Genomic DNA, 21,571 nt, shown 5'->3' on the forward strand with positions numbered 1-21,571 from the left:
AATTATTAATTTAAAAAAAATTGTTATGAGCACACAAAATCAAGCCCAGCAAAGGAATCCTCAAAACCAACAACAAAACCAACAGAGGAATCCTCAAAACAGACCACAAAACCAACGTCGTCGTGAAGAGGAAGAAGAGTAGATGGTAAGTTTTAAGAATGTGTATCCGGTTTTTGGATACGGCGAAACCCCTTAATCAACACAATGAGAAAGGGGTTTCTTATTGTGGGGATATAAAAAATAGTGAATCAACAAATATATTGAAAATTATGGGTTTTAGGACAAGATTTTAATATTTTGTGTTAATTGAACAGCGTAATTATTGATATTTTGGCTAAACAGTTGAATACCTACATTTTTTCAACTGCAAAACCCTTCCGGAGCTCGCTGCACGGAAGGGTTTTATATTTATGGAAATTTACGGATTCACTTAAAATACTATTTTAAGTTAATCATTTATCTTTTTGAGTTAAGCAAATTCAGCTTGTTGTTATACATTGGCCTTGTAAAGAATTGCTATGAAGAAGTGAAAACCCCGGGTCAAATTTTATGTTGACTGGGGTTTTTATTTGTTCCGCTGTTTTTTCCGAAATTCTGACGGGGAGATGCTGTGTTTTTCCTTGAAAATCTTTGAAAAATAGCTTTTACTGCTCAAGCCAATGGCGCTTACAATTTCAGAAATACTTAAATCTGTCTTGGTCAATAAGTTATAAGCCGCGTCCAGTCGTGTTTTTTGCACGTAGTTATTTACCGTTGTACCATACAATTTTTTGAAACCTTGCTGCAGTTTGTTCACGTTCAGACCAGCTTCCCTGGCTAAGATTTCCACCGTTGGGACATCAGAGATATTGCTTTCAATAAGGCTGGAAATATGGTTTATTTGTTTCAGTTCCGAGGAGCGTAGGAGGGTGCGGCTGCCTTCGTCCTTTTTGTCATCTTGATATTGCAGGATTTGATGGGTTAAAATCTGGTAGGCCATGCCTTCCAAAAAGAGTTTTCGCGTAAAGTTTTCAGAAGTGAACTCGCGCATCCCGGTTAAAATATCAGAAATGCTAAGACTGTAGTTTCCACTGTAATAAAAGGCGCCCTTGGCTTTAACATCCTTAAAAAGTTGTTCCAGTTCGTCATCAAGGCTCTTAATGTCGCACGCCATTTTTGCCTGAAACTTTTCCCTTTCAATTTCCAGGCTGTTCACCGTTATTCTCTGGTTGGCCTTAAATAATAACACATGCCCATTGCGTTTGCTACTGGCCACGATTGCATTTTGGAATTGTTCAATGGTATGCAGCTCGTCCTCGTTTTCAAAACGGTGCCGCAAAATTCCTTCTACGGTATAAAGAAATTTTAAGGGGTGAATGTTGTTTACCACAAAGTGTATTTCCATATCCTCGTTGAAAAGGCAATCGTACTGAATGAGCCCCAGACCGCCTTCAAAGTTGATGCCGCGGATGGTCCCCTCGCCGACCGGGGATGGCAATTTTAGCAAGTATTCATCGCAATTTTCTGAAAATGGAATATTGAAAACCTTGGCGATGTCCCGAATTACATCTTTAAGCGGGAGCGAGTTGACCTGGATAGCATTCATGAAAAGGTTGTTTTGTGGTGCCAAAATACTATTATGAAACCAAATGTTTTACTACATATCGTTTCAATATTTAACGCATTTACTTTTAACATCCTAAGATATTGCTTTAAAATAGGTTATGCTAATTGTTTTAAAGTAAAAAACCGACAAAGTGTTTCTTGCCGGTTTTGCAGTAAATCCTTAAAACGTAATCTTATTCATAATAGCGCTTTCTTTTTTTGCGCCGTTCCATAAAAAAGGAAATCACCAAAAGAGCAGCCAAAACATAAAATGCTGCTTTGGCGGGTTCAATGGGGCCGAATCCCAAACCTAAAAAACCGAGAATGGCTGCCACCACTGTCAGAAAAAAAAGAAGGATTGTCCAAAACATACTGAGGAAGTTTAGAGGTCTGTAAACAGTTAATTGTCAATCTCATAAAGATATTAACTTGCTGAAGATTTAACTAATTGTATTCAAATAATTTTTAACGTATTACAATAAAGTTTACCAAAAAATTATTGTGCCGAAAGCTGCCCGTACTGAAAACAGAAATCTCTTTTGAAGAACGGAATAGGTACCTTGAAGGAGTTCTTTGCTGTTTTTCGATTTTTGTTTTTATGCTGTTTTTTTTTAAACCTTTTGTAGCTCCAAATATTACTTGAAATTGTTTCGCAATTGATATTTTTAAAAAGTATTTGTTTAATAGAAGCACTAATATTGGCGTATCAAGTTGCTAAGGTGCCCGTTTTTCAAATATATTTATGACAAATCCAAATCGGCAATGTTGATGCCCAATGCCTTTGCAACGCCTTTTCCGTATTCCGGGTCTGCTTTATAGCAATTCCCAATATGTCTTTCTTGAATAAATTTTTCGGCACCTCCAATTTGCCGCGCCGTATTATTGAACAATACTTGTTGTTGTTCTGAAGACATTATCCTAAATAAATTTCCCGGTTGTGTGTAGTAATCTTCGTCCTCTCTATGGTCGTAATGAAAGGCATCGCCCTCTAAAGCCAATGGAGGCTCTGCAAACTCTTTGCTTTCCGCCCACTGCCCATAGCTATTTGGTTCGTAATGAAGCGTTGCTCCTTCGTTGCCGTCCACGCGCATGGTCCCATCGCGGTGCGGGTTGTGAAATGGGCATTTCGGTTTATTGACGGGAATTTGATAATGATTTACTCCCAATCTATAGCGTTGTGCATCGCCGTAAGAGAACAAGCGGCCTTGCAACATTCTGTCTGGTGAAAACCCAATACCGGGAACTACATTGGCAGGATTAAAAGCTACTTGCTCCACATCTGCAAAGTAATTTTCTGGATTTTTGTTGAGTTCCATCACGCCAACATCCTTCAATGGATAATCTCCGTGCGGCCACACTTTAGTCAAGTCGAAAGGATTGAAGCGATACTCTTTTGCATCTGCTTCGGGCATAATTTGCACTTTTAAATACCATTTTGGGAAATCACCATTTTCAATAGCATCAAACAAATCACGCTGATGGCTTTCCCTGTCTTTTCCCACGATGCTTTCCGCTTCGGCATCAGTTAAATTTTTAATTCCCTGCGCGGTCTTAAAGTGAAATTTTACCCAGAAACGTTCGTTGTCGGCATTTAAAAAACTAAAGGTGTGGCTTCCATAACCATTCATATGTCTATATGATTTTGGGATACCTCTTTCACTCATCGTAATGGTAACTTGGTGCAAGGCTTCAGGCAAAAGGGTCCAAAAGTCCCAGTTATTATTTGCGCTTCTTAAGTTGGTTTTTGGGTCGCGTTTTACGGCCTTGTTAAGGTCTGGAAATTTGTAGGGATCTTTCATGAAGAAAACAGGCGTGTTGTTCCCTGCCAGATCCCAATTGCCTTCTTCGGTATAAAATTTTAGTGCGAAACCCCTAATATCCCTTTCTGCATCTGCTGCGCCTCTTTCTCCGGCAACAGTTGAAAAGCGGGCAAACATCTCTGTTTTTTTACCGATTTCAGAAAATATTTTGGCTTTCGTATATTTGGTAATGTCGTGGGTTACGGTAAATGTACCAAAGGCTCCTGAACCTTTTGCGTGCATTCTTCTTTCGGGGATTACTTCTCTGTCAAAATGAGCCAATTTTTCTAGAAACCAAAAATCTTCTAAAAGCATTGGCCCTCTTTTCCCTGCTGTTTTTACGTTTTGATTTTCTGCAATTGGCCTACCCGATACAGATGTTAGCTTTTTCTTTTCGTCTTTCATAATATTCAGTTTATAATTTGTAACTCGATTCGTTTTTAATGGCAGGCAACATTTTGATGATCGCAAATAGTTTTTAGCCACAATATACCGTTACTTTCAAAGCTACAATATTTTCCTGATTTCTGCACCACTACCACGAGGGTTTCAATCTTGGCATTCAGTATTTTAACTTTCTTTCCCAGTACGGCAATGGTTTTATATATTTCTTATTGTTTGAAGGTAAAAGGGTGTTAAGCCTGTTTTTACATTTTTGTTCGTTTTGGGTAGCTGGAATCCCTTGCGGCATTTTTTTTTGATGCTTTTTTTTCGAAATATGAAACTGTGTTGTCCAATGGAGCAAAATGGGTCAATTTACCATTTTCGTTTACAATATATTCAATTGCAATCCTTTTGGCTATGTCCAAGAGTTTTGAAAAGTTTAATTTAAAATAAAAAATAGCCTCGCTTAAGCCGTCCCATCCATAATCTCCTGAACACATTCAGGATTGAGCAGCGTAGAAATATCGCCCAGATTGCTGGTGTCCTTCTCGGCAATCTTTCTAAGAATACGGCGCATTATTTTGCCGCTTCGGGTTTTTGGGAGGCCCTTTACAAACTGAATTTTGTCTAATTTGGCAATGGGGCCAATATGTTCGGTTATTATCTGGTTTATCTCTTTGCGCAGGTTTTCATGCAGCCTGCTCTCGCCTGTTTCCTTAAGTATTACGAACCCATAAAGTGCATTTCCTTTCACATCATGCGGAAAGCCCACAATGGCGCTTTCTGCAACCGCTGGGTGTTCGTTTACGGCATCTTCAATAGGGGCGGTGCCCAAATTGTGTCCAGAAACAATAATTACATCGTCCACACGGCCGGTGATCCGGTAATAACCCGTGCTGTCGCGCAAAGCACCATCTCCCGAGAAATACTTGTTTTTAAAAGTCGAAAAATAGGTTTCGCGGTAGCGCTCGTGGTTGCCCCATATGGTTCGGGCCATTCCCGGCCAGGGAAACTTTATACATAGACGACCATTAACTAGGTTGCCTTTAAGCTCGTCGCCGTTTTCATCCATAAGTGCAGGCTGCACTCCGGGTAGCGGCAGCGTAGCATACGTGGGAATGGTGGGCGTGGCGTAGGGAATGGGCGAAATCATAATGCCGCCCGTTTCCGTCTGCCACCACGTATCTACAATGGGGCAGTTTTTTTTCCCGATATTATCGTTGTACCAATGCCAAGCCTCCTCATTGATGGGCTCGCCTACACTGCCCAATATTTTAAGGGAAGAAAGATCATAGTTTTCCGAAAAATCCAGACGTTCCTTTGCCAAGGCACGGATAGCAGTTGGAGCGGTATAAAACTGGTTTACTTTGTGCTTTTGGACAATATCCCAAAAGCGTCCAAAATCTGGATAGGAGGGAACGCCCTCAAACATGAGGGTTGTGGCACCATTTGCCAAAGGGCCGTACACTATGTAACTATGGCCTGTGATCCAGCCAATATCTGCCGTACACCAAAACACGTCGTTTTCGCGGTATTGGAAAACGTTTTTAAAAGTATAGGCCGTATAGACCATATAACCGGCAGTGGTATGTACCATTCCTTTAGGTTTTCCGGTACTTCCGGAAGTGTAGAGAATAAACAACGGGTCTTCGGCATCCATAATTTCGGGAATGCATTCGCTGTTTGCTTCCTCAAGCAAAGGTTGAAGCCATTTGTCGCGATTTGGTGCCATAGTTATTTCACTATTGATGCGTTTTGCCACCAAAACGGTTTTCACCCCTGGACAGGATTGCAAGGCTTCGTCCACGATACCTTTTAAATCTATTGTTTTATTGCCGCGGTAGGAACCATCGCTGGTGATGACCATTTTGCAGTCAGAATCATTAATCCGAGTGTGAAGCGCCGTAGAAGAAAACCCTGCAAATACCACGGAATGTATGGCGCCAATTCGCGCACAGGCCAACAATGAAACCGCCAGTTCAGGAATCATAGGCAAATAGATACACACCCGATCTCCTTTTTTTACGCCGTGGTCCAGCAAGACGTTTGCAAACCTACAAACGCGGTCGTGGAGCTGTTTATAGGTAATATGCTCCGCTTGCTCGGAAGGGTCGTTGGGTTCAAAGATAATGGCGGTTTTGTCGCCACGGGTATAAAGATGTCTGTCTATACAGTTTTCGGAAACATTCAGTTTTGCGCCTTTGTACCATGAAACTTCAGGTTTGGAAAGGTCATACTCCAAAACTTGGTCCCAGCGTTTGCGCCACAAAAAATTTTCCTCGGCTATTTCTTCCCAAAAATTTTCGGGATCGCGGACGGATTTTCTATAAACCTGAAAATATTCTTCTAAGTTTTTTATGTGGTAATTGCTCATAATTAAAAGGATTTGTGGAGTTATTCTGAAAATGAACGATTTGATTCAGAAATATATTTAATTATGATGAGTCTTAAAACGAAAAGGTGAATTTTGTGATATAATATTTCAGAAACCGTCTAATGAACAGGAGTTGGCAAACTTTCTTTTGTATGCGAAAAAATATCGTCTAAAATAAAAAAGCCCGATAAACACAGTGTTTATCGGGCTTTCAGCGGAGAAAGAGGGATTCGAACCCCCGGAGGTGTGACCCTCAACAGTTTTCAAGACTGCCGCATTCGACCACTCTGCCATTTCTCCAGTGGTTTACCGTGGGAGGCGGTTTTGCCGCTTCGACCTCCCGAAAACTATCGGGATCTCCAGTGGTATGCGTTCTTTAAGCGTTTTGCTTAAGAGGTTGCAAATATAGAAAGCTTTTTTGAAATATTCTAATCCTTTTTTGATGTTTTTAGTCGTGGAAGACAATCACCCAAAAATCTGCATATATGCTCAATAAAACTTAGGGAAAGCCTCCAAAAATATTCATATAAATTTGGCTGTAATATTTTTAGTAACTTTCATTCGCAAACCAACCCTTAATGAAATCTTTAAAACTGCTTCTTTTTTGCTTGCTGCCCTGTATTGCCATTTCCCAAAGCAATAAACAAGTGGCGTTTCGTGAACTTACCGTAGAACAGGGTCTGTCGCAAAACAGTGTGGTGAGTATTGCCCAGGACAGCACAGGGTTTATGTGGTTTGCTACACAGGACGGGCTTAACAAATATGACGGCCGCGATTTTTCGCATTTTGATATTCAGTTTGAAGACGTAACACGTCCCACCTATAGCAAGCTCGGCAAAATATATGTAGCGAAAAAGGGGGAATTATGGATTGTTTCCAATTCGGGAAAGTTGCAAAAGTACAATCCGCAGCGTGATGCGTTCGATGTCGTTTCTGGCGTTAAAAAGGTGAGTACCCTCATTCAGAGCGAAACTTTAAATTACTTTATAGGAACCTATGGAAACGGTATTTATACAATTAATCACCAAGCGGAAGATACTATTCAATTTTTGAAACCAAAAGATTCCAAACGGACGATTTACGATTTTTTTGAAACGGACAACAACACCATTTTAGCCAGCACAAATAACGGTTTCTTCGAAATAAAAAACGAGGCCTATGTTTTTCGCGAAATTATGCCTGAAACAAATTTTAGCGCTATTTCGCAATCCAAAAATAATACGCTCTACTTGGGAAGCTACGGAAAAGGACTTTTTATAAAATATCCAAACGAATCAAATTTTCAGCATTTCAAAGGTTTTAAGCATGTTGAAATCCCCCAAAATTTAATTATCCAAGATCTTTTGATTGACAAAAGAAACCAATTGTGGATCGCAACCTACGGCCAAGGCGTTTATTTGGTAAATTTTGAAAAGGAAACAATCCAAAATTTTACCGAAGACAAAAACAATCCCTATGCGCTTCACTATAACGACGTGCTTTCCTTGTTTGAGGATAATACGGGAACCATTTGGCTGGGCACGGACGGCACCGGACTGAGCTATTTTGATGAATATTTGGTAAAGTTCAATGTGCTTACCAACGACCAGGTGCCATTGAACGTAAATGTGGACGTTATTAGGGCGATCGCAAAAGATGCCGAAAACAATATTTGGGTGGGAACCTCCGGAAAGGGATTGACGCGTTTAAATATTGACAAACAGGATTTTTATACCTATACCGCTCAAAATTCCGAGCTGCTGGGAGATCGAATAATGAGCTTATTGGTTGATGAAGATAACCTGTGGATAGGCCATCAAACCCAAGGGCTGCAGCTTATGGATACCAAAGGAAAAATTACTTCTTTTGCGGAAACTGCGTCATTCACAATCTGGAAAATCCATAAGGATGAAAATGGCGTCCTCTGGCTCTGCACAAGAGATCATGGGCTTGTTCAATTTGATAAAAACCTTGGGATTATGCAGCAATTCACCAGCGAAAATTCAAACCTTTCCACAAATAACATTAGGACTATTGAAAGAGGAAAGGCCCAGGAACTTTGGATCGGAACGGAAACCGACGGACTCTTCAAGTTAGACACCAAAACTAAAATGATCGAAAAAGTTGAAAGTATAAATAGCAATATAAAATCATTATTTTTTAATGGCCCGCTTCTTTTAATTGGAACCAACGGAGAGGGGCTGCAAGTTTTCAATCCCAAGGAAAAGACCATTGAAAAATTCACAACCAAAGAAGGTTTGCCAAACAATGTTATTTACGGTATCCTTCCCGATGGAATGGGCTACCTGTGGCTGAGCAGCAACAAGGGAATCACAAAGCTGAAAATTGAAAACAATACAATTTCTGAAATCAAAAATTATAGTAATTACGACGGACTTCAGGCCTTTGAGTTCAATACTGGGGCTTATTATAAGGACAAGAACGGAGTCTTGTATTTTGGAGGCTTGGAAGGACTCAATTGGTTTGATCCGAACCAGTTAATAACGAACCCAATAAAACCAAAAACGGTTATTTCGGGTTTTGAGGTATTCAATAAAGAAAGAGGGCTCGCTAAGGACCAAAAATTAGAGCATGACGAAAACACCGTGACCTTTACCTTTTCATCCTTACATTTTTCCCAGCCCGAGCGCAATCAATATAAGTATAAACTCATAAATAACGATGACGATTGGATAGAAGCTGGAAACAACAACGTGGCACATTATACAAATTTGCCCCCGAATGACTATGAATTCCAAGTCATTTCCAGCAATTATGACGGGGTGTGGAATACAACTCCGGCAAGCTATTCTTTCAGCATACTAAAACCTTGGTATGCAACCACTTTTGCGAAGGTTATGTATGCAATATTGATTCTTTTGTTTGCGTATTACCTTTATAGATATTTAAAATGGCGCTGGCAAATAAAAAATCAATTGCGGTTGGAGCACGAAGAAACCGAGCGTCTTAAAAAACTGGACGAACTCAAGACCAAACTATACACAAATATTTCACATGAATTCCGAACTCCCTTAACGCTAATCTCAGGCCCCATTGAAAACCAACTTGCAAAGCCTAAAATTTCCAAGGAGGATAAAAAAGAACTATCGCTTGTAAAACAAAATGCAGACAGGCTCCTTAGTTTGGTCGGCCAGATGCTCGATTTGTCCATGATAGATTCCGGGCAGCGGAAATTAACTATAAAACGAGGAGATCTTTCGGTCTTGTTCAAACAGCTTATAAGTGCATTTCAATATAAGGCTTCAGATAAAAAAATAACGATTACCAGCAAGATCCACAATTTAAAAAATGTTTGGTTTGATAAGGATGTTATTGAAAAAGTCGCTTCAAATTTAGTGTTGAATGCCATAAAATATTCCCCCGAAGGCGGTAAGATTTTTTTTGAGGCATCCGAACAGGAAGAAGCATTGGTGCTATCAATAATAAATACCACCCAAAATGTTGGGAAAAAGGATTTGAGCAAACTCTTCCAGCGCTTTTATCAGGACGACCAACTTTCCGACGGCGTTGGTGTTGGCTTGGCATTGGTTAGAGAGTTGGTAACGCTTTCAAAGGGAACCATCGTTGCCAATACGATTGCGGATAACGAAATACAGTTTTCCGTATCACTGCCCATAAACAAAGAAGCCTTTGAAGATGAGGTTTTAATTACCGATGAAGAAATTGTGATGGAGCCCACGGTAGAACGAACATTTGTCAATTCAAACAAGGAAAGACCGCTGCTCTTGGTTGTTGAAAACGAACCCGATATACGCGCTTTTATTATTTCAATATTTAAGGCCGACTATCAAATAAAGGAAGCCGAAAATGGCAAAATAGGGGTGGAAATAGCGTTGAAAGACATCCCAGACTTGATTATCAGCGATATCATGATGCCAGAGGTTGACGGCATCCAGCTTTGCAACACCCTTAAGTCAAACGAACTTACCAGCCACGTTCCCATAATTTTATTGACGGCAAAAGCGGGCGAGGAAAACGAAATTGAAGGAATAAAAACAGGTGCCGATGTTTATGTAACCAAGCCTTTCAACAGTGAAAAGCTGAAAATATGGGTCGAAAAACTTATTGAAAACAGAAGGCAATTGCAAAAACATTTCAGCAAAACCTTAAGCATCAATCCGGAACTTGCCATAACTTCCGCAGAAAGTGAATTTTTAAAACGTTTGCAAAAAGTTTTGGATGAACATATTACCGATCCCGAATTTTCAAGTGACGGTTTTGGCAAACTCATGCACATGAGCCGTACACAGCTTCACCGAAAACTGAAAGCGATTACCGGCATGTCTGCCAGTGAGTTTATACGTTCGCAACGTTTAAAATTGGCCATTCGTTTGTTAAGGGATTCTGATGCCTCCGTAGCCGAAATTGCCTACCAAGTTGGGTTCAATACGCCTTCCTATTTTGGCAAATGTTTTAAAGAGGTGTATAATTGTTCGCCTACCGAATATCTTTCCAAAAACCCGTAAACCCTCTAAAAACAGCTAATTTTTTCCGCTGAAACATATCTTCTATGTTTTGGAACATTTGTAATATCCCTCCTTTTCCTTTCACTATAAATTTGGTGTCATTAAAAGGCTTCATCAATGAAAGACTCCCTTGATAGCAATAAAAAAGACGATGTTATTTATATGAGCATCGATCATTTGAAACGGGGCAAATATGAATTGAAGCTCCTTTTGGACAACAAAGTGATGAAAACCATAAAAATCTTAAAGAAATGAAAACAAATAATAACAACTTTATAAATCCTAAGTTTTTGGCAATAGCTGGAATATTTGCACTTTTTATATCCTGTGGATTGGAAGATGCCGGAAAAAGCCAATGCGCCATTGATGTTGAAGACACCTTGGATACCTGGCAGACAACCTATAACCTCCAAATGACCGAGGCCGTAGATAGTGAAGGCAACACACAATCCTTAGAGGCGTGTTTAATTAGAAAGGGATTGACTGAAGAATATATTCAATCGTTAAAAAATAGGCGGGGATGGATGAATTCCAACGGGGGCTGTAACGGCGACGAAAAAAGCGCGCTCAATTCACGCATCAATAAGCGTGTGCAAGAATTGGAGGAGGATATGGAAAGCACTTGGAACCGCTGCGAAGAAGTATATGGAAGTGGAGGTTAATTTTTAATTGTTTAATTAGTAGCGAAAGGGTAGCGGTAAAAGTTCAAAATTTTTATCGCTATTTTTGTGCTTGCTACTAATTTATTTTTTATAAATGGCTTCAAAAACAATTGAGAAACTGCAATGGCGCTACGCCACCAAAAGGTTTGATTCCACTAAAAATCTTTCCGAGGAAAAGCTGAATATTTTGAAGGAAACTTTCAATCTAACAGCAACTTCTTATGGTTTGCAACCACTGAAATTAGTGGTGGTGAGCAATACCCGTTTGAAAGCGCAATTGATGCCGCTCACGTTCAATCAACCGCAGGTTCGCGATGCTTCCCATGTCTTGGTACTTTGTATTGAAAAAAATATAGATGCCAATTTTATTGTGGACCATTTTAAAAGAGTGGAAGGAGAGCGAAATACACCCCGTACCATTTTGGATCCTTTCGAAAAGGCACTGATACATAATTTTTCAGAAAAACAAGCACCCGAAATCCGACAGTGGATGGCCAACCAACTCTACCTAACATTGGGAGCCCTGCTCACGGTTTGTGCTGTTGAAAATATTGACGCCTGCCCCATAGAAGGTTTTGAACCAAAAAAATATGACGAGCTGCTGGGTCTGGATAAAAAAGGACTGGAGTCGTTAATAGTGCTGCCCGTGGGCTATCGCGATGAATCAGACTTCTTCATACACTTAAAAAAAGTACGTCGGGGTGTGGACGAGCTGATCATTGAACTGGATTAAGAACTGACAATCTGTCCAAAAAATTAAAATTTCTTTAAAATTCCCTGTTAAAGGTTTCTTATAAATACCCCCACTAAAGAAGTTTGCGGGTTGCAAATTCGATTTTGGTATTTATCTTGTTGCATACTGAACGCATTCTTTTTAAAATTCTGGTTTAATATAAAAACTTTTAAAAATGAAAACAATGGCGTTAGCGTTTGCAGTGGCCTTAAGCCTAACGAGCTGCAATGCACAGGAAAAAAAAGGAGATGCGGAAAACAACGATACCGCAATGACAAACAAAACTGAAACCCAAAACGAACCGCGCGGCACATGGAAGGTAAACAAGGAGGTTGACGAAAACGGAAACCTGATCCGCTATGATTCCATTTATACCTATTCCTACGGCAATGTGAACGGAAAAGAAATCCCACCACAAAAAATGGACAGCGCGATGGCCTCTTTCCAAAAATACATGCAGGAACGGATGCCACAATCGTTCACGCAGGGAATGATGCATCCGTTTTTGAGTGATTCAATCAACGGCAACTTTTTTGAAAAGGGCTTTTTCGAAAACCATTGGGAAAATTTTTTCCCAGAGATGCAGCAACAGCTAAAACAAATGGACTCGCTGCATCAGCAATTTTTCCAACAAGCCCAGCCGGGATTGTTCCCGCTGGAGGAAAAGAAAAATAAGTCGTAATTCCCAATTTTGGGAATCGGACCATTTAGGAATCTGAAAAATTTGAATTCCAACTAATAAACTTCTACGCAAGTGGAAGTTTTTTTATGGAATTTGCTCAAGGAACTTTCTGTTCAACGGCACAAACCTTATATTTGGACGGAAGTTGAAGTTTATAAACTATAAGTATTTGAGGACATCAATTCATCGACAAATATTTCATCTTTGAGAAATAGCTTCGTAATAAAAATTAGCAATAGCCAATAACAATAAAGAATAACAATAAGTAATAATAATAAAGAATAAACAATAAACCATGCCCGGATTTGAAATTTTTGGCGCCGAGGAGCGCAAACAGGTAAACGACGTATTGGAAACAGGCGTGCTGATGCGCTATGGTTTTGACGGCATGCGCAATAACCATTGGAAAGCCAAGGAATTTGAAATCGCTTTTGCCAAAAGAATGGACGTAGCTCATTGCCAGTTGGTTTCCAGTGGAACTGCCGCCTTGACCGTCGCTTTGGCCTCCGCGGGAATAGGAGCGGGCGATGAGGTTATCATGCCCACTTTTACCTTTGTGGCGAGTTTTGAATCTATTTTGGCACTGGGGGCCGTCCCCATTTTGGTAGATATTGACGATACGCTGACACTCGATCCAAAGGCTGTGGAAGCAGCAATCACTTCAAAAACAAAATGTGTAATGCCCGTGCATATGTGCGGTTCTATGGCAGATTTGAGAGCTTTAAAGGCAATCTGCGACAAACATAATTTGATTCTTTTGGAAGATGCCTGCCAGGCCCTTGGGGGAATTTACGAGGGAAAACCATTGGGAAGCTACGGCGATTTAGGCTGTTTTTCTTTTGATTATGTAAAAACCATTACTTGTGGCGAAGGCGGGGCGGTCATTACCAACAATGAAAAATTTGCACTAAACGCAGATCATTACCAAGACCACGGGCACGACCACGTGGGCAACGATCGCGGAGCGGAAACCCATCCCTTTTTGGGGTATAATTTCAGGATTTCTGAATTGAATGCGGCAGTTGGTTTAGCACAATTGGACAAATTGGACGGAATTTTAAAAACGCAGAAAGAAAATTATACAATGCTTCGCGAAGCATTGGAAACCATTGACGGGGTTACTTTCAGAAGGGTTCCCGAAGGCGGTGAAGAAAACCATTCCTTCCTTAATTTCTTCCTTCCTACGGAGGAAATTACCAAAAAAGCACACAAAGCGTTATTGGAAGCTGGCGTGGACGCTTGTTTTTATTGGTACACCAACAACTGGCACTACATAAACGGTTGGGAGCACTTGCGAAAATTGAAATCTTTGGGGAATATTTCTTCAGAAGTAAAAAACCAAATGCAGGATTTGAACAAAACAGATTTCTCAAAAAGTGATGCCGTTATGGGGCGCACCATTTCATCTTTGATAAAAATTGGCTGGACCGAAAAACAGGTCAATGAACGCGCGGCTATAATGAAACGTATTCTTTCCTCCATTTAACATATAATCCCTTTAATTATGTAGCGGCTAAACCTTTCATCCCGTTTTATTTGCGCCATAACGAATAAAGGTCTCTAAGACATTTATTAAGCTGTAAAGTGAGTATTTTTACTGAAAAACTTGTTTGCACTTTTAATAATATGGCTATGAAATACGCACTATTTCTTCTAGTACTTTTATTTGGAATCCCTTCATTTTCGCAAGTGGGTATAGGCACGACAAGTCCCAATGCGCAATTGGACATTCGTTCCAGTTCGCAAACGTTGCCTTCAAATAATGATGGTATCCTCATTCCAAAAGTCAATAATTTTCCCGGAACCCCGCCCACAGCGGCACAGGATGGGATGATGGTCTTTGCCACTGGTAGCGGCATACCACTCAAAGGATTTTACTATTGGAATAATGCCACTACAAGCTGGATTCCGATTTCCGGGGCAAAAAAAATTGACGACCTCTCCGATGGAAAATCAGATAGCAGCGGATCTTCAATTTTTTTGGGAATGGGAGCTGGAGTGAACGATGCTTCCACTACCAATAGAAATATTGGGGTAGGATTGAATGCCCTTAATAGAAATACGAACGGAACAAACAATACGGCTATTGGGTATCAAACACTGAATAATAATCAATCGGGAAACTCAAATACTGCTGTTGGCTCCCAAAGTCTTCGGGCAAATACGGGTATTATCAGTAACACGGGATCTTACAACACGGCAACAGGTTCGCAAACCTTAAAAGATAATACGGTTGGAAGTTATAATACTGCCACTGGTTTTTCGGCATTAAATAGGAATGTAGGTGGTGGGTTTAATACTGCCGTTGGTTATTTGACACTTTTTAGTAATACGGGCGGAAACTATAATACCGCGGTTGGTAATGGGGCTCTTAATCTTCTTGCTGGGGGAAGTAAAAATGTTGCAATTGGTGCAACTGCAGGCGCAAACCTTACATCTGGAGCTGGAAATATTTTAATAGGTTCTGATTCTGGAGGAACTGGAAATAGCTATAGCTATAATGATAGGCTCTATATTGAAAACAGCAATTCCGATACACCTTTAATCGGAGGAGATTTTGCAACCGATAGGGTGGGGGTCAATAGGCCCATTGGTCTATTGACCAATACTTTTGAGGTCGGCGGTGAGGCATCAAAGGCATCAGCAGGAGATTGGCTAGCAAATTCAGATAGAAGATTGAAGAAAAATATCCATGCCTTAGATGGGAGCACTGCACTTGAAAAAATTTCAAGAATGAATGGCGTCAGTTATGAATGGAATGATACCCAAACTGGAGTGCCAAGACCTAAAGGCATTCAGTACGGTTTTATTGCACAAGAACTGATGGACGTGTTTCCTGAAAAAGTTGTCAAGGATAAACAAGGATTTTATCAAACGGCCTATGGAACTTATGACGCATTTTATGTGCAAGCAATTAAGGAACTGAAGCAAGAGCTTGACAAAAAAGAAGCGAGAATTACGGAATTAGAAAATAAGGTCAACCAATTCCAGGCTTATAAAGCCGAAAATGAAAAGATCGAAAATTTAGAAAATAGGCTTAAGAAACTTGAGGTTTTATTGATAAATAAAACAGTTTCAAAAGACTAAATCAATAACCTACATACTCCATAATTTCCAACCCATACCCAATCATTCCCACACGTTTGGTCTGTTCGCTGTTGGAGAGCAGACGAATTTTATGGATCCCCAGATCGTGAAGTATTTGTGCCCCAATCCCGAAATCCTTGCTGTCCATTTCAATACGTGGAGCCTTGGCAATCTCGTTGGGCTTTTGGTTTTCCTTCAATTCCTTTAAACGGCTCAAAAGATTTAAGGATTGGCTCTGTTGGTTTATAAAAACAATAGCACCTTTCCCTTCCCCGTTGATTACGTTGAACATATCGTCCAGCTTCTGTTCGGCGTTGTTGGTGAGTGTTCCCAAAATATCGCCATTTACCAAAGTTGCGTTTACGCGAACCAGTACGGGTTCATTTTCCTTCCACGTACCTTTTGTAAGGGCGATGTGGATTTGGTCGTTTGTGGTCTGTTTGTAAGCGCGAAGCCTAAAATTCCCAAATTTTGTATTTATTTTAAAATCTTCCTTTTTTTCAATCAAGGAATCGTGTTCCATTCGGTATTTTACCAAATCTTCAATAGAGATAAGTTTTAAATCAAACTTCTTGGCAACCTTCATCAACTCTGGAAGACGCGCCATCGTACCATCTTCATTTAAAATTTCAACCAAAATCCCTGCGGGTTTCAGTCCTGCCAATCGGGCTAAATCAATGGCAGCTTCGGTGTGGCCAGTTCTTCTTAAAACGCCGCCCTGTTTCGCGCGAAGCGGAAAAATATGTCCCGGTCTGCCCAAATCACTGGCTTTTGTGTTATCATTGACCAAGGCTTTAATGGTTTTTGCACGGTCGTGGACTGAAATGCCCGTAGTACAACCGTGGCCAATCAAATCGACCGAAACGGTAAACTGGGTGTGGTGCAGTACGGTGTTGTTTTCAACCATCATGTTCAGATCAAGTGCGTTGCAACGTTCTTCGGTTAAAGGGGCACAAATTAGGCCTCTGCCGTGGGTTGCCATAAAATTGATCATCTCTGGCGTTACCATTTCCGCTGCGGCAATAAAGTCTCCTTCGTTTTCCCGGTTTTCATCGTCAACAACAATAATTATCTTTCCATTGCGAATATCTTCAATGGCTTCTTCAATCGTGTTTAGGTGAACGGAAGTTTCTTTTTCTGTGGAAATCATAGCTATAAATAAAGGTTCTGCAAAGATATGAAATGTACCGCTGTAATCGGCCAAAAGAATTTTTGCTTTAAGACCGTTCTATTTGGATTTCGATTTCTTCTTTATTCCAAATATCCGCCCAAGGCGTTGCATAAATGAATCAAAATCGAAAATTCCTTGATCGGTAGTGGCGCGGTAGGTAAGCCAGATGCTCAACGGAAGCATTATGCCGGTGCTGAGCCAGGATGCGATAAATGGTGCCATGGTTCCGTCTTCTGCGCTATTCTTTGCAAAGATTCCGATGAAATGATACGTGAGAAATAATAAGATCGCGACAACCATCGGAAGCCCCATGCCACCTTTGCGAATGATGGCCCCGAGTGGTGCGCCCACAAAAAACAGGATGATGCAGGCAATTCCCAAGGCATATTTTTCGTGCAGGGCTATTTCGGTTTTGTTCAATCGTTTTGTTTTGGATTTGAATTCCACCTTTTTTGCATCCACCGTTTGCAGCGTGCCCTTCGCATTGTTTAGGGCGAGTTTTACGATTTGCAATTGCTGTGTGGGATTATAAATTTCCAGAATTGTATTGATGTCGGGCGGTTTTACAGATTCAGTGGCTGGGTTTTCCTGTAATTTCTCAACACCACTTCGGTAATACATATTTTTGGTGTAGGATGCAATATCCTTGGAATAACTATCGGAAAGTGAATCTATCTCAACCCGAAGCTCACTGATGTTGTACATATTCTGGTTGTTGAGGTTATTCTCCTTATCAATATCCTTGTTGTTCAGTTCGGTAAGGTCGATATTGATGGCGTATTCGTCAAAATAGCTTTTTGCAAAGGGTTCCCCTTTTTGTTTCGCGGGGTTATTCGTCTGTATATCTTCGTAATAATTGCCCTGCTTGAGGATTAGCGAGAGCGTATTGCTGCCTTCCTCACTGGCAAGTTCTCCTTTGTCTGCAATTATTACGGTAAAATTTCCATTGGGCCGGGCTGGATTTTTTTTATGGATTACCACATCTTTCAGATATTGGTCGCGGTCGCCACTTTTCTCTTCAACTTTTATGTTGAACATATCGCCAATTTGGCTAAACTGCCCTTCCGAAATAACCATGGAAGGCTGAAACTGTGAGATATTCCGACGCAGATTTTGCCATTTATATTCGGAATAGGGGATGACGTTGTTTGCGAAAAAGAAGGCCGTAATAGAAAGTATAACAATAAAACCAATAACACTGCCCATGGCTCGCTGAAGCGAAATTCCGGTAGATTTCATTGCTGCGAATTCATATTTTTCAGCAAAACTTCCAAAAACCATCAATGAGGTTACTAAAATTGTTAACGGAAGTACTAATGGAATTAATCGTGGAGAGACATACCAAAGAAATTTCAGAATAATCCATACGTCCAAGTCCTTTCCCGCAAGCTCAGAAATGTAGAGCCAGATGGTCTGCAGCACAAATATGAACATTAAAATAATGAAGACGCTTACAAACGTCTTCAAAAAGGTTACCAATATGTACCTGTCCAGTATTTTCACTTGCCCGCGGTTAGAGTTTATTTATGTAATAACCGTCTTTTTTGTATTTAGCCTCGTCAAAAGTAAACAAGGTTTTGGAAACAGGTTGGTTTGTTTTGAAGGAATTTACGGTAAGGGTGTATTTAGTGCCTTTGGCGTCGGTCTGAATCAATTTGTAAATGTGTTTTGTCTGTGAATCAATGCCCAAAAGGATGTCTTTAATCTCTGCTTTTGAATCTATGGGAATAAGCTTCACATATTGAATTTTTCTACCTTTTACGTTTTGCTCAATATCCATTTTATAGGTGTACCCCTTTTCATAAAAAGTCAGCATTTTTGAAGGGGTAATATCTTTGTCATCCTTTGGGTTGTATGCCGAGATGGTTACTTCTTCGTCTTCGGGAACGATGGTGTAAATATTTTTTCCGTCGAAAATGCGCGTGGTCCCAAGCATGTTGAGAACGTATTTATCTCCCTGTAGCGTAACGTCGCCCCGGGTTTCCTGGTTTACGTTTTCCTTGGAATTGTTCAAGTTATATTTGAAGTCGATTGTGATGTTATCGTAGCTTTTTACTTTGGCAGAAACTTCTTTTAGCAAGGATTTTGCATCCTGTGCCTGCGAAAAAGTGGCTGTAAAAAGAGCGATTATAATAATGCTGATTTTCTTCATTTTAATTATTGTTAGTTTCATTATCTAATAATTGGTTTAACGCATCAATGGTAGGAACCAAAACCTGTCTTGCTTTGCTACCTTCAAAGGGGCCCACAATTCCGGCTGCCTCCAATTGGTCAATTATTCTTCCGGCGCGATTGTAGCCCAGTTTCAACTTTCGCTGTAACAATGAGGCGGAACCTTGTTGTGCAATGACCAATACTTCTGCGGCTTCGCGGAACATCGCATCGCGTTCGTCGATGTTAATATCAAGATTTGTGCCACCTTCCTCACCCGAATATTCGGGTAGCATATATGCGTCTGGATATGCTTTTTGCGAACCGATAAACTCGGTAATATCAGCAACTTCGGGCGTGTCCACAAAGGCACATTGAATACGCGTAAGTTCATTTCCTTGCGTGTAAAGCATATCGCCCCGTCCGATAAGCTGATCGGCGCCCGAGTTGTCCAAAATGGTCCGGGAATCTATTTTACTGGTAACCCGAAAGGCGATACGCGCGGGGAAATTTGCCTTAATAATCCCTGTAATAACGTTTACGGAAGGTCTTTGGGTAGCAACTATCAAATGGATTCCGATGGCCCGAGCAAGCTGCGCCAACCTTGCGATTGGTGTTTCCACTTCCTTGCCGGCGGTCATAATCAAATCGGCAAACTCATCAATAACCAAAACGATGTAGGGCAAAAAGCGATGTCCTTCGTTGGGGTTCAATTTCCGGTTTTTGAATTTCGTGTTATATTCTTTTATGTTGCGGACCATGGCATCCTTCAGCAAATCGTAACGGGCGTCCATTTCGATACAAAGCGAATTCAACGTATTGATAACCTTTGCGGTATCCGTAATGATTGCTTCCTCGGTATCGGGCAGCTTTGCCAAATAGTGGCGTTCAATTTTGTTGAAAAGCGTCAGCTCCACTTTTTTGGGATCTACCAAAACAAATTTTACTTCCGCAGGGTGTTTCTTGTATAAAAGCGAAGTCAATACGGCATTCAGCCCGACCGATTTTCCCTGGCCCGTGGCTCCTGCCATAAGCATGTGCGGCATTTTTGCAAGATCTACCACAAAGGTTTCATTGCTGATGGTTTTTCCAAAGGCGATGGGCAGTTCCATTTCGGCATTTTGAAATTTCGCAGAAGCAATCACTGAACGCATCGAAACAACTTTTGGATTTTTATTCGGAACTTCAATACCAATCGTTCCACGACCTGGAATTGGCGCAATAATACGGATCCCCAAAGCCGAAAGCGATAGGGCAATATCATCCTCAAGGTTTTTTATTTTTGAGATACGGACTCCGGCATCGGGCACAATTTCATATAGCGTAACCGTTGGCCCAACGGTGGCTTTAATGTTTGCGATGCCTATTTTATAATTGTTCAGTGTTTCAACAATTCGGTTTTTATTTTCCTCAAGCTCCTCCTGATCGATGGTTATGGCAGCGCCCACGGTATGGTCGCGCAACAGTTCGATACTTGGGAATTTGTAGTTGCTCAGCTCCAGTTTTGGGTCGAATTCGCCAAAATCCTTTACCAACCTATCGCTCAGGTTTTCTATTTCCTCTTCATCGGCAGCCTGTTCTACCTCCATTTCCACATCGCCCTCCACGTCTGATTTTAGGATTAATTTTTCAATTGCGGGTGGAGGGGAAGTTACTTTTTCTTCAATATAGGGCTCGGGAATGTCTTCTTCGTCTTCATCCTCAATTTCACTATTTACAGTTGAAGTTTTGTGGTCGGCTTTATTTTCATCGGAAACAAACTCTGAAGCAATTTGTTCTTTTGAACTTTTGAATGCACCGATCGCCATTTCAGGAGTTAGCTTCAAACGGACTACCAAATAAACAATAAGTACAAAAATCATAATGAGCATAGCGCCGACCAACCCAAGATAATCCTGCATCAGGTCATTGGTTTCATAACCTATGATTCCACTGAAAATGTTTGTTTTTTCGCCAAAGAATCCAAAAAATACCGAAATCCAAAGCATCAGCAGCAAGCCCCAAAACCAAAACTTGGCCAAGGGCTTTTTGGCGTAATCGAAAAAGTAATAAACGCCTGTGAGGGTTACAAGAAATGCAAAAATAAAGGCTGAAATCCCGAACCCATCATAAATGAAGAAGTGCGCCACGTTGGCCCCGAATTTATTGAGCCAGTTTTTGGTTTGCAGTTCGCGTTCCGCCAAGAGGCCTATTTCGCTTTGGTCTGCCTGCCAGGTAAAAAAATAGGAGACAAAAGAAAACAAAAGCGCCAGCCCCAACAAAAACAAAAAGCTACCCAAAAGAATTTTCTGTTGTTTGGATAGCGAAAAGCTCAGTTTTTTGCGGGGTGTTTTAGGTGTTGATTTCTTCTTTTTGGCCATTAATGGGACGGTTGTCTTTTCAGCAAAAATACAAATATTGAAATTGAAAATTTCAAATAACAAACTCCAAATTCCAAATAAAATTTCAAATTAATAAAAAAAACAAACCTGCCTGCCC

At 40.7% G+C, this 21,571-nt stretch carries 15 protein-coding genes and 1 tRNA gene; 7 read left to right on the forward strand and 9 right to left on the reverse strand.

Annotation, left to right across the window (positions count from 1 at the left end):
• Positions 1–565: 565 nt before the first annotated feature.
• The 5 genes from POV26_RS05455 to POV26_RS05475 form a co-directional block, all read right to left on the reverse strand.
• Entirely contained in the window at positions 566–1,585 is a 1,020-nt protein-coding gene (locus POV26_RS05455) for a helix-turn-helix domain-containing protein (protein WP_272855461.1), read from the reverse strand.
• Between the two features lie 193 nt (positions 1,586–1,778).
• Entirely contained in the window at positions 1,779–1,955 is a 177-nt protein-coding gene (locus tag POV26_RS05460) for a DUF1328 domain-containing protein (RefSeq protein ID WP_272855462.1), read from the reverse strand.
• 369 nt (positions 1,956–2,324) lie between these two features.
• Entirely contained in the window at positions 2,325–3,788 is a 1,464-nt protein-coding gene (locus POV26_RS05465) for a catalase (protein WP_272855463.1), read from the reverse strand.
• Positions 3,789–4,233: 445 nt separating this feature from the next.
• Positions 4,234–6,141: an acetate--CoA ligase gene (gene acs, locus POV26_RS05470; RefSeq protein ID WP_272855464.1), complete on the reverse strand. Its 1,908-nt coding sequence runs from the start codon at positions 6,139–6,141 to the stop codon at positions 4,234–4,236.
• A gap of 215 nt (positions 6,142–6,356) precedes the next feature.
• A tRNA-Ser gene (locus POV26_RS05475) sits at positions 6,357–6,441 on the reverse strand.
• Between the two features lie 278 nt (positions 6,442–6,719).
• Here POV26_RS05475 and POV26_RS05480 point away from each other — a divergent pair.
• The 7 genes from POV26_RS05480 (at position 6,720) to POV26_RS05510 (ending at position 15,771) form a co-directional block, all read left to right on the forward strand.
• Positions 6,720–10,607, forward strand: coding sequence for a hybrid sensor histidine kinase/response regulator transcription factor (locus tag POV26_RS05480; RefSeq protein WP_272855465.1), 3,888 nt, complete (start codon positions 6,720–6,722; stop codon positions 10,605–10,607).
• A gap of 117 nt (positions 10,608–10,724) precedes the next feature.
• Positions 10,725–10,862 carry a hypothetical protein gene (locus POV26_RS05485; RefSeq protein ID WP_272855466.1) on the forward strand — a complete coding sequence of 46 codons (138 nt, stop codon included), beginning with the start codon at positions 10,725–10,727 and terminating at the stop codon, positions 10,860–10,862.
• Positions 10,859–11,269, forward strand: a complete 411-nt coding sequence (locus tag POV26_RS05490) for a hypothetical protein (RefSeq protein ID WP_272855467.1) — start codon at positions 10,859–10,861, stop codon at positions 11,267–11,269. Before POV26_RS05485 ends, POV26_RS05490 begins: the two co-directional genes overlap by 4 nt.
• Positions 11,270–11,363: 94 nt before the next feature.
• Positions 11,364–12,002, forward strand: coding sequence for an NAD(P)H-dependent oxidoreductase (locus POV26_RS05495; RefSeq protein ID WP_272855468.1), 639 nt, complete (start codon positions 11,364–11,366; stop codon positions 12,000–12,002).
• Between the two features lie 175 nt (positions 12,003–12,177).
• Entirely contained in the window at positions 12,178–12,684 is a 507-nt protein-coding gene (locus tag POV26_RS05500) for a hypothetical protein (RefSeq protein WP_272855469.1), read from the forward strand.
• Between the two features lie 295 nt (positions 12,685–12,979).
• A complete protein-coding gene (locus POV26_RS05505; protein ID WP_272855470.1) occupies positions 12,980–14,170 on the forward strand; it encodes a DegT/DnrJ/EryC1/StrS family aminotransferase in 1,191 nt (396 codons plus the stop codon).
• Between the two features lie 146 nt (positions 14,171–14,316).
• Positions 14,317–15,771 (forward strand): tail fiber domain-containing protein, encoded by a 1,455-nt coding sequence (locus POV26_RS05510; RefSeq protein WP_272855471.1) that lies wholly within the window; start codon positions 14,317–14,319, stop codon positions 15,769–15,771.
• Between the two features lies 1 nt (position 15,772).
• On the opposite strand, the gene ribB is transcribed toward POV26_RS05510, so the two are convergent.
• The 4 genes from ribB to POV26_RS05530 form a co-directional block, all read right to left on the reverse strand.
• Positions 15,773–16,921, reverse strand: a complete 1,149-nt coding sequence (gene ribB / locus POV26_RS05515) for a 3,4-dihydroxy-2-butanone-4-phosphate synthase (RefSeq protein WP_272855472.1) — start codon at positions 16,919–16,921, stop codon at positions 15,773–15,775.
• Positions 16,922–16,999: 78 nt separating this feature from the next.
• A complete protein-coding gene (locus tag POV26_RS05520) occupies positions 17,000–18,445 on the reverse strand; it encodes an LptF/LptG family permease (protein ID WP_272855473.1) in 1,446 nt (481 codons plus the stop codon).
• Positions 18,446–18,455: 10 nt separating this feature from the next.
• Positions 18,456–19,094, reverse strand: coding sequence for an outer membrane lipoprotein periplasmic chaperone LolA1 (gene lolA1 / locus POV26_RS05525; protein ID WP_272855577.1), 639 nt, complete (start codon positions 19,092–19,094; stop codon positions 18,456–18,458).
• A 1-nt stretch (position 19,095) separates the two neighbouring features.
• Positions 19,096–21,453 carry an FtsK/SpoIIIE family DNA translocase gene (locus tag POV26_RS05530; protein ID WP_272855474.1) on the reverse strand — a complete coding sequence of 786 codons (2,358 nt, stop codon included), beginning with the start codon at positions 21,451–21,453 and terminating at the stop codon, positions 19,096–19,098.
• Between the last annotated feature and the right edge of the window lie 118 nt (positions 21,454–21,571).

Origin of the sequence: Aequorivita todarodis (assembly GCF_028561335.1) — a bacterium.
Classification (GTDB): Bacteria; Bacteroidota; Bacteroidia; order Flavobacteriales; family Flavobacteriaceae; genus Aequorivita; species Aequorivita todarodis.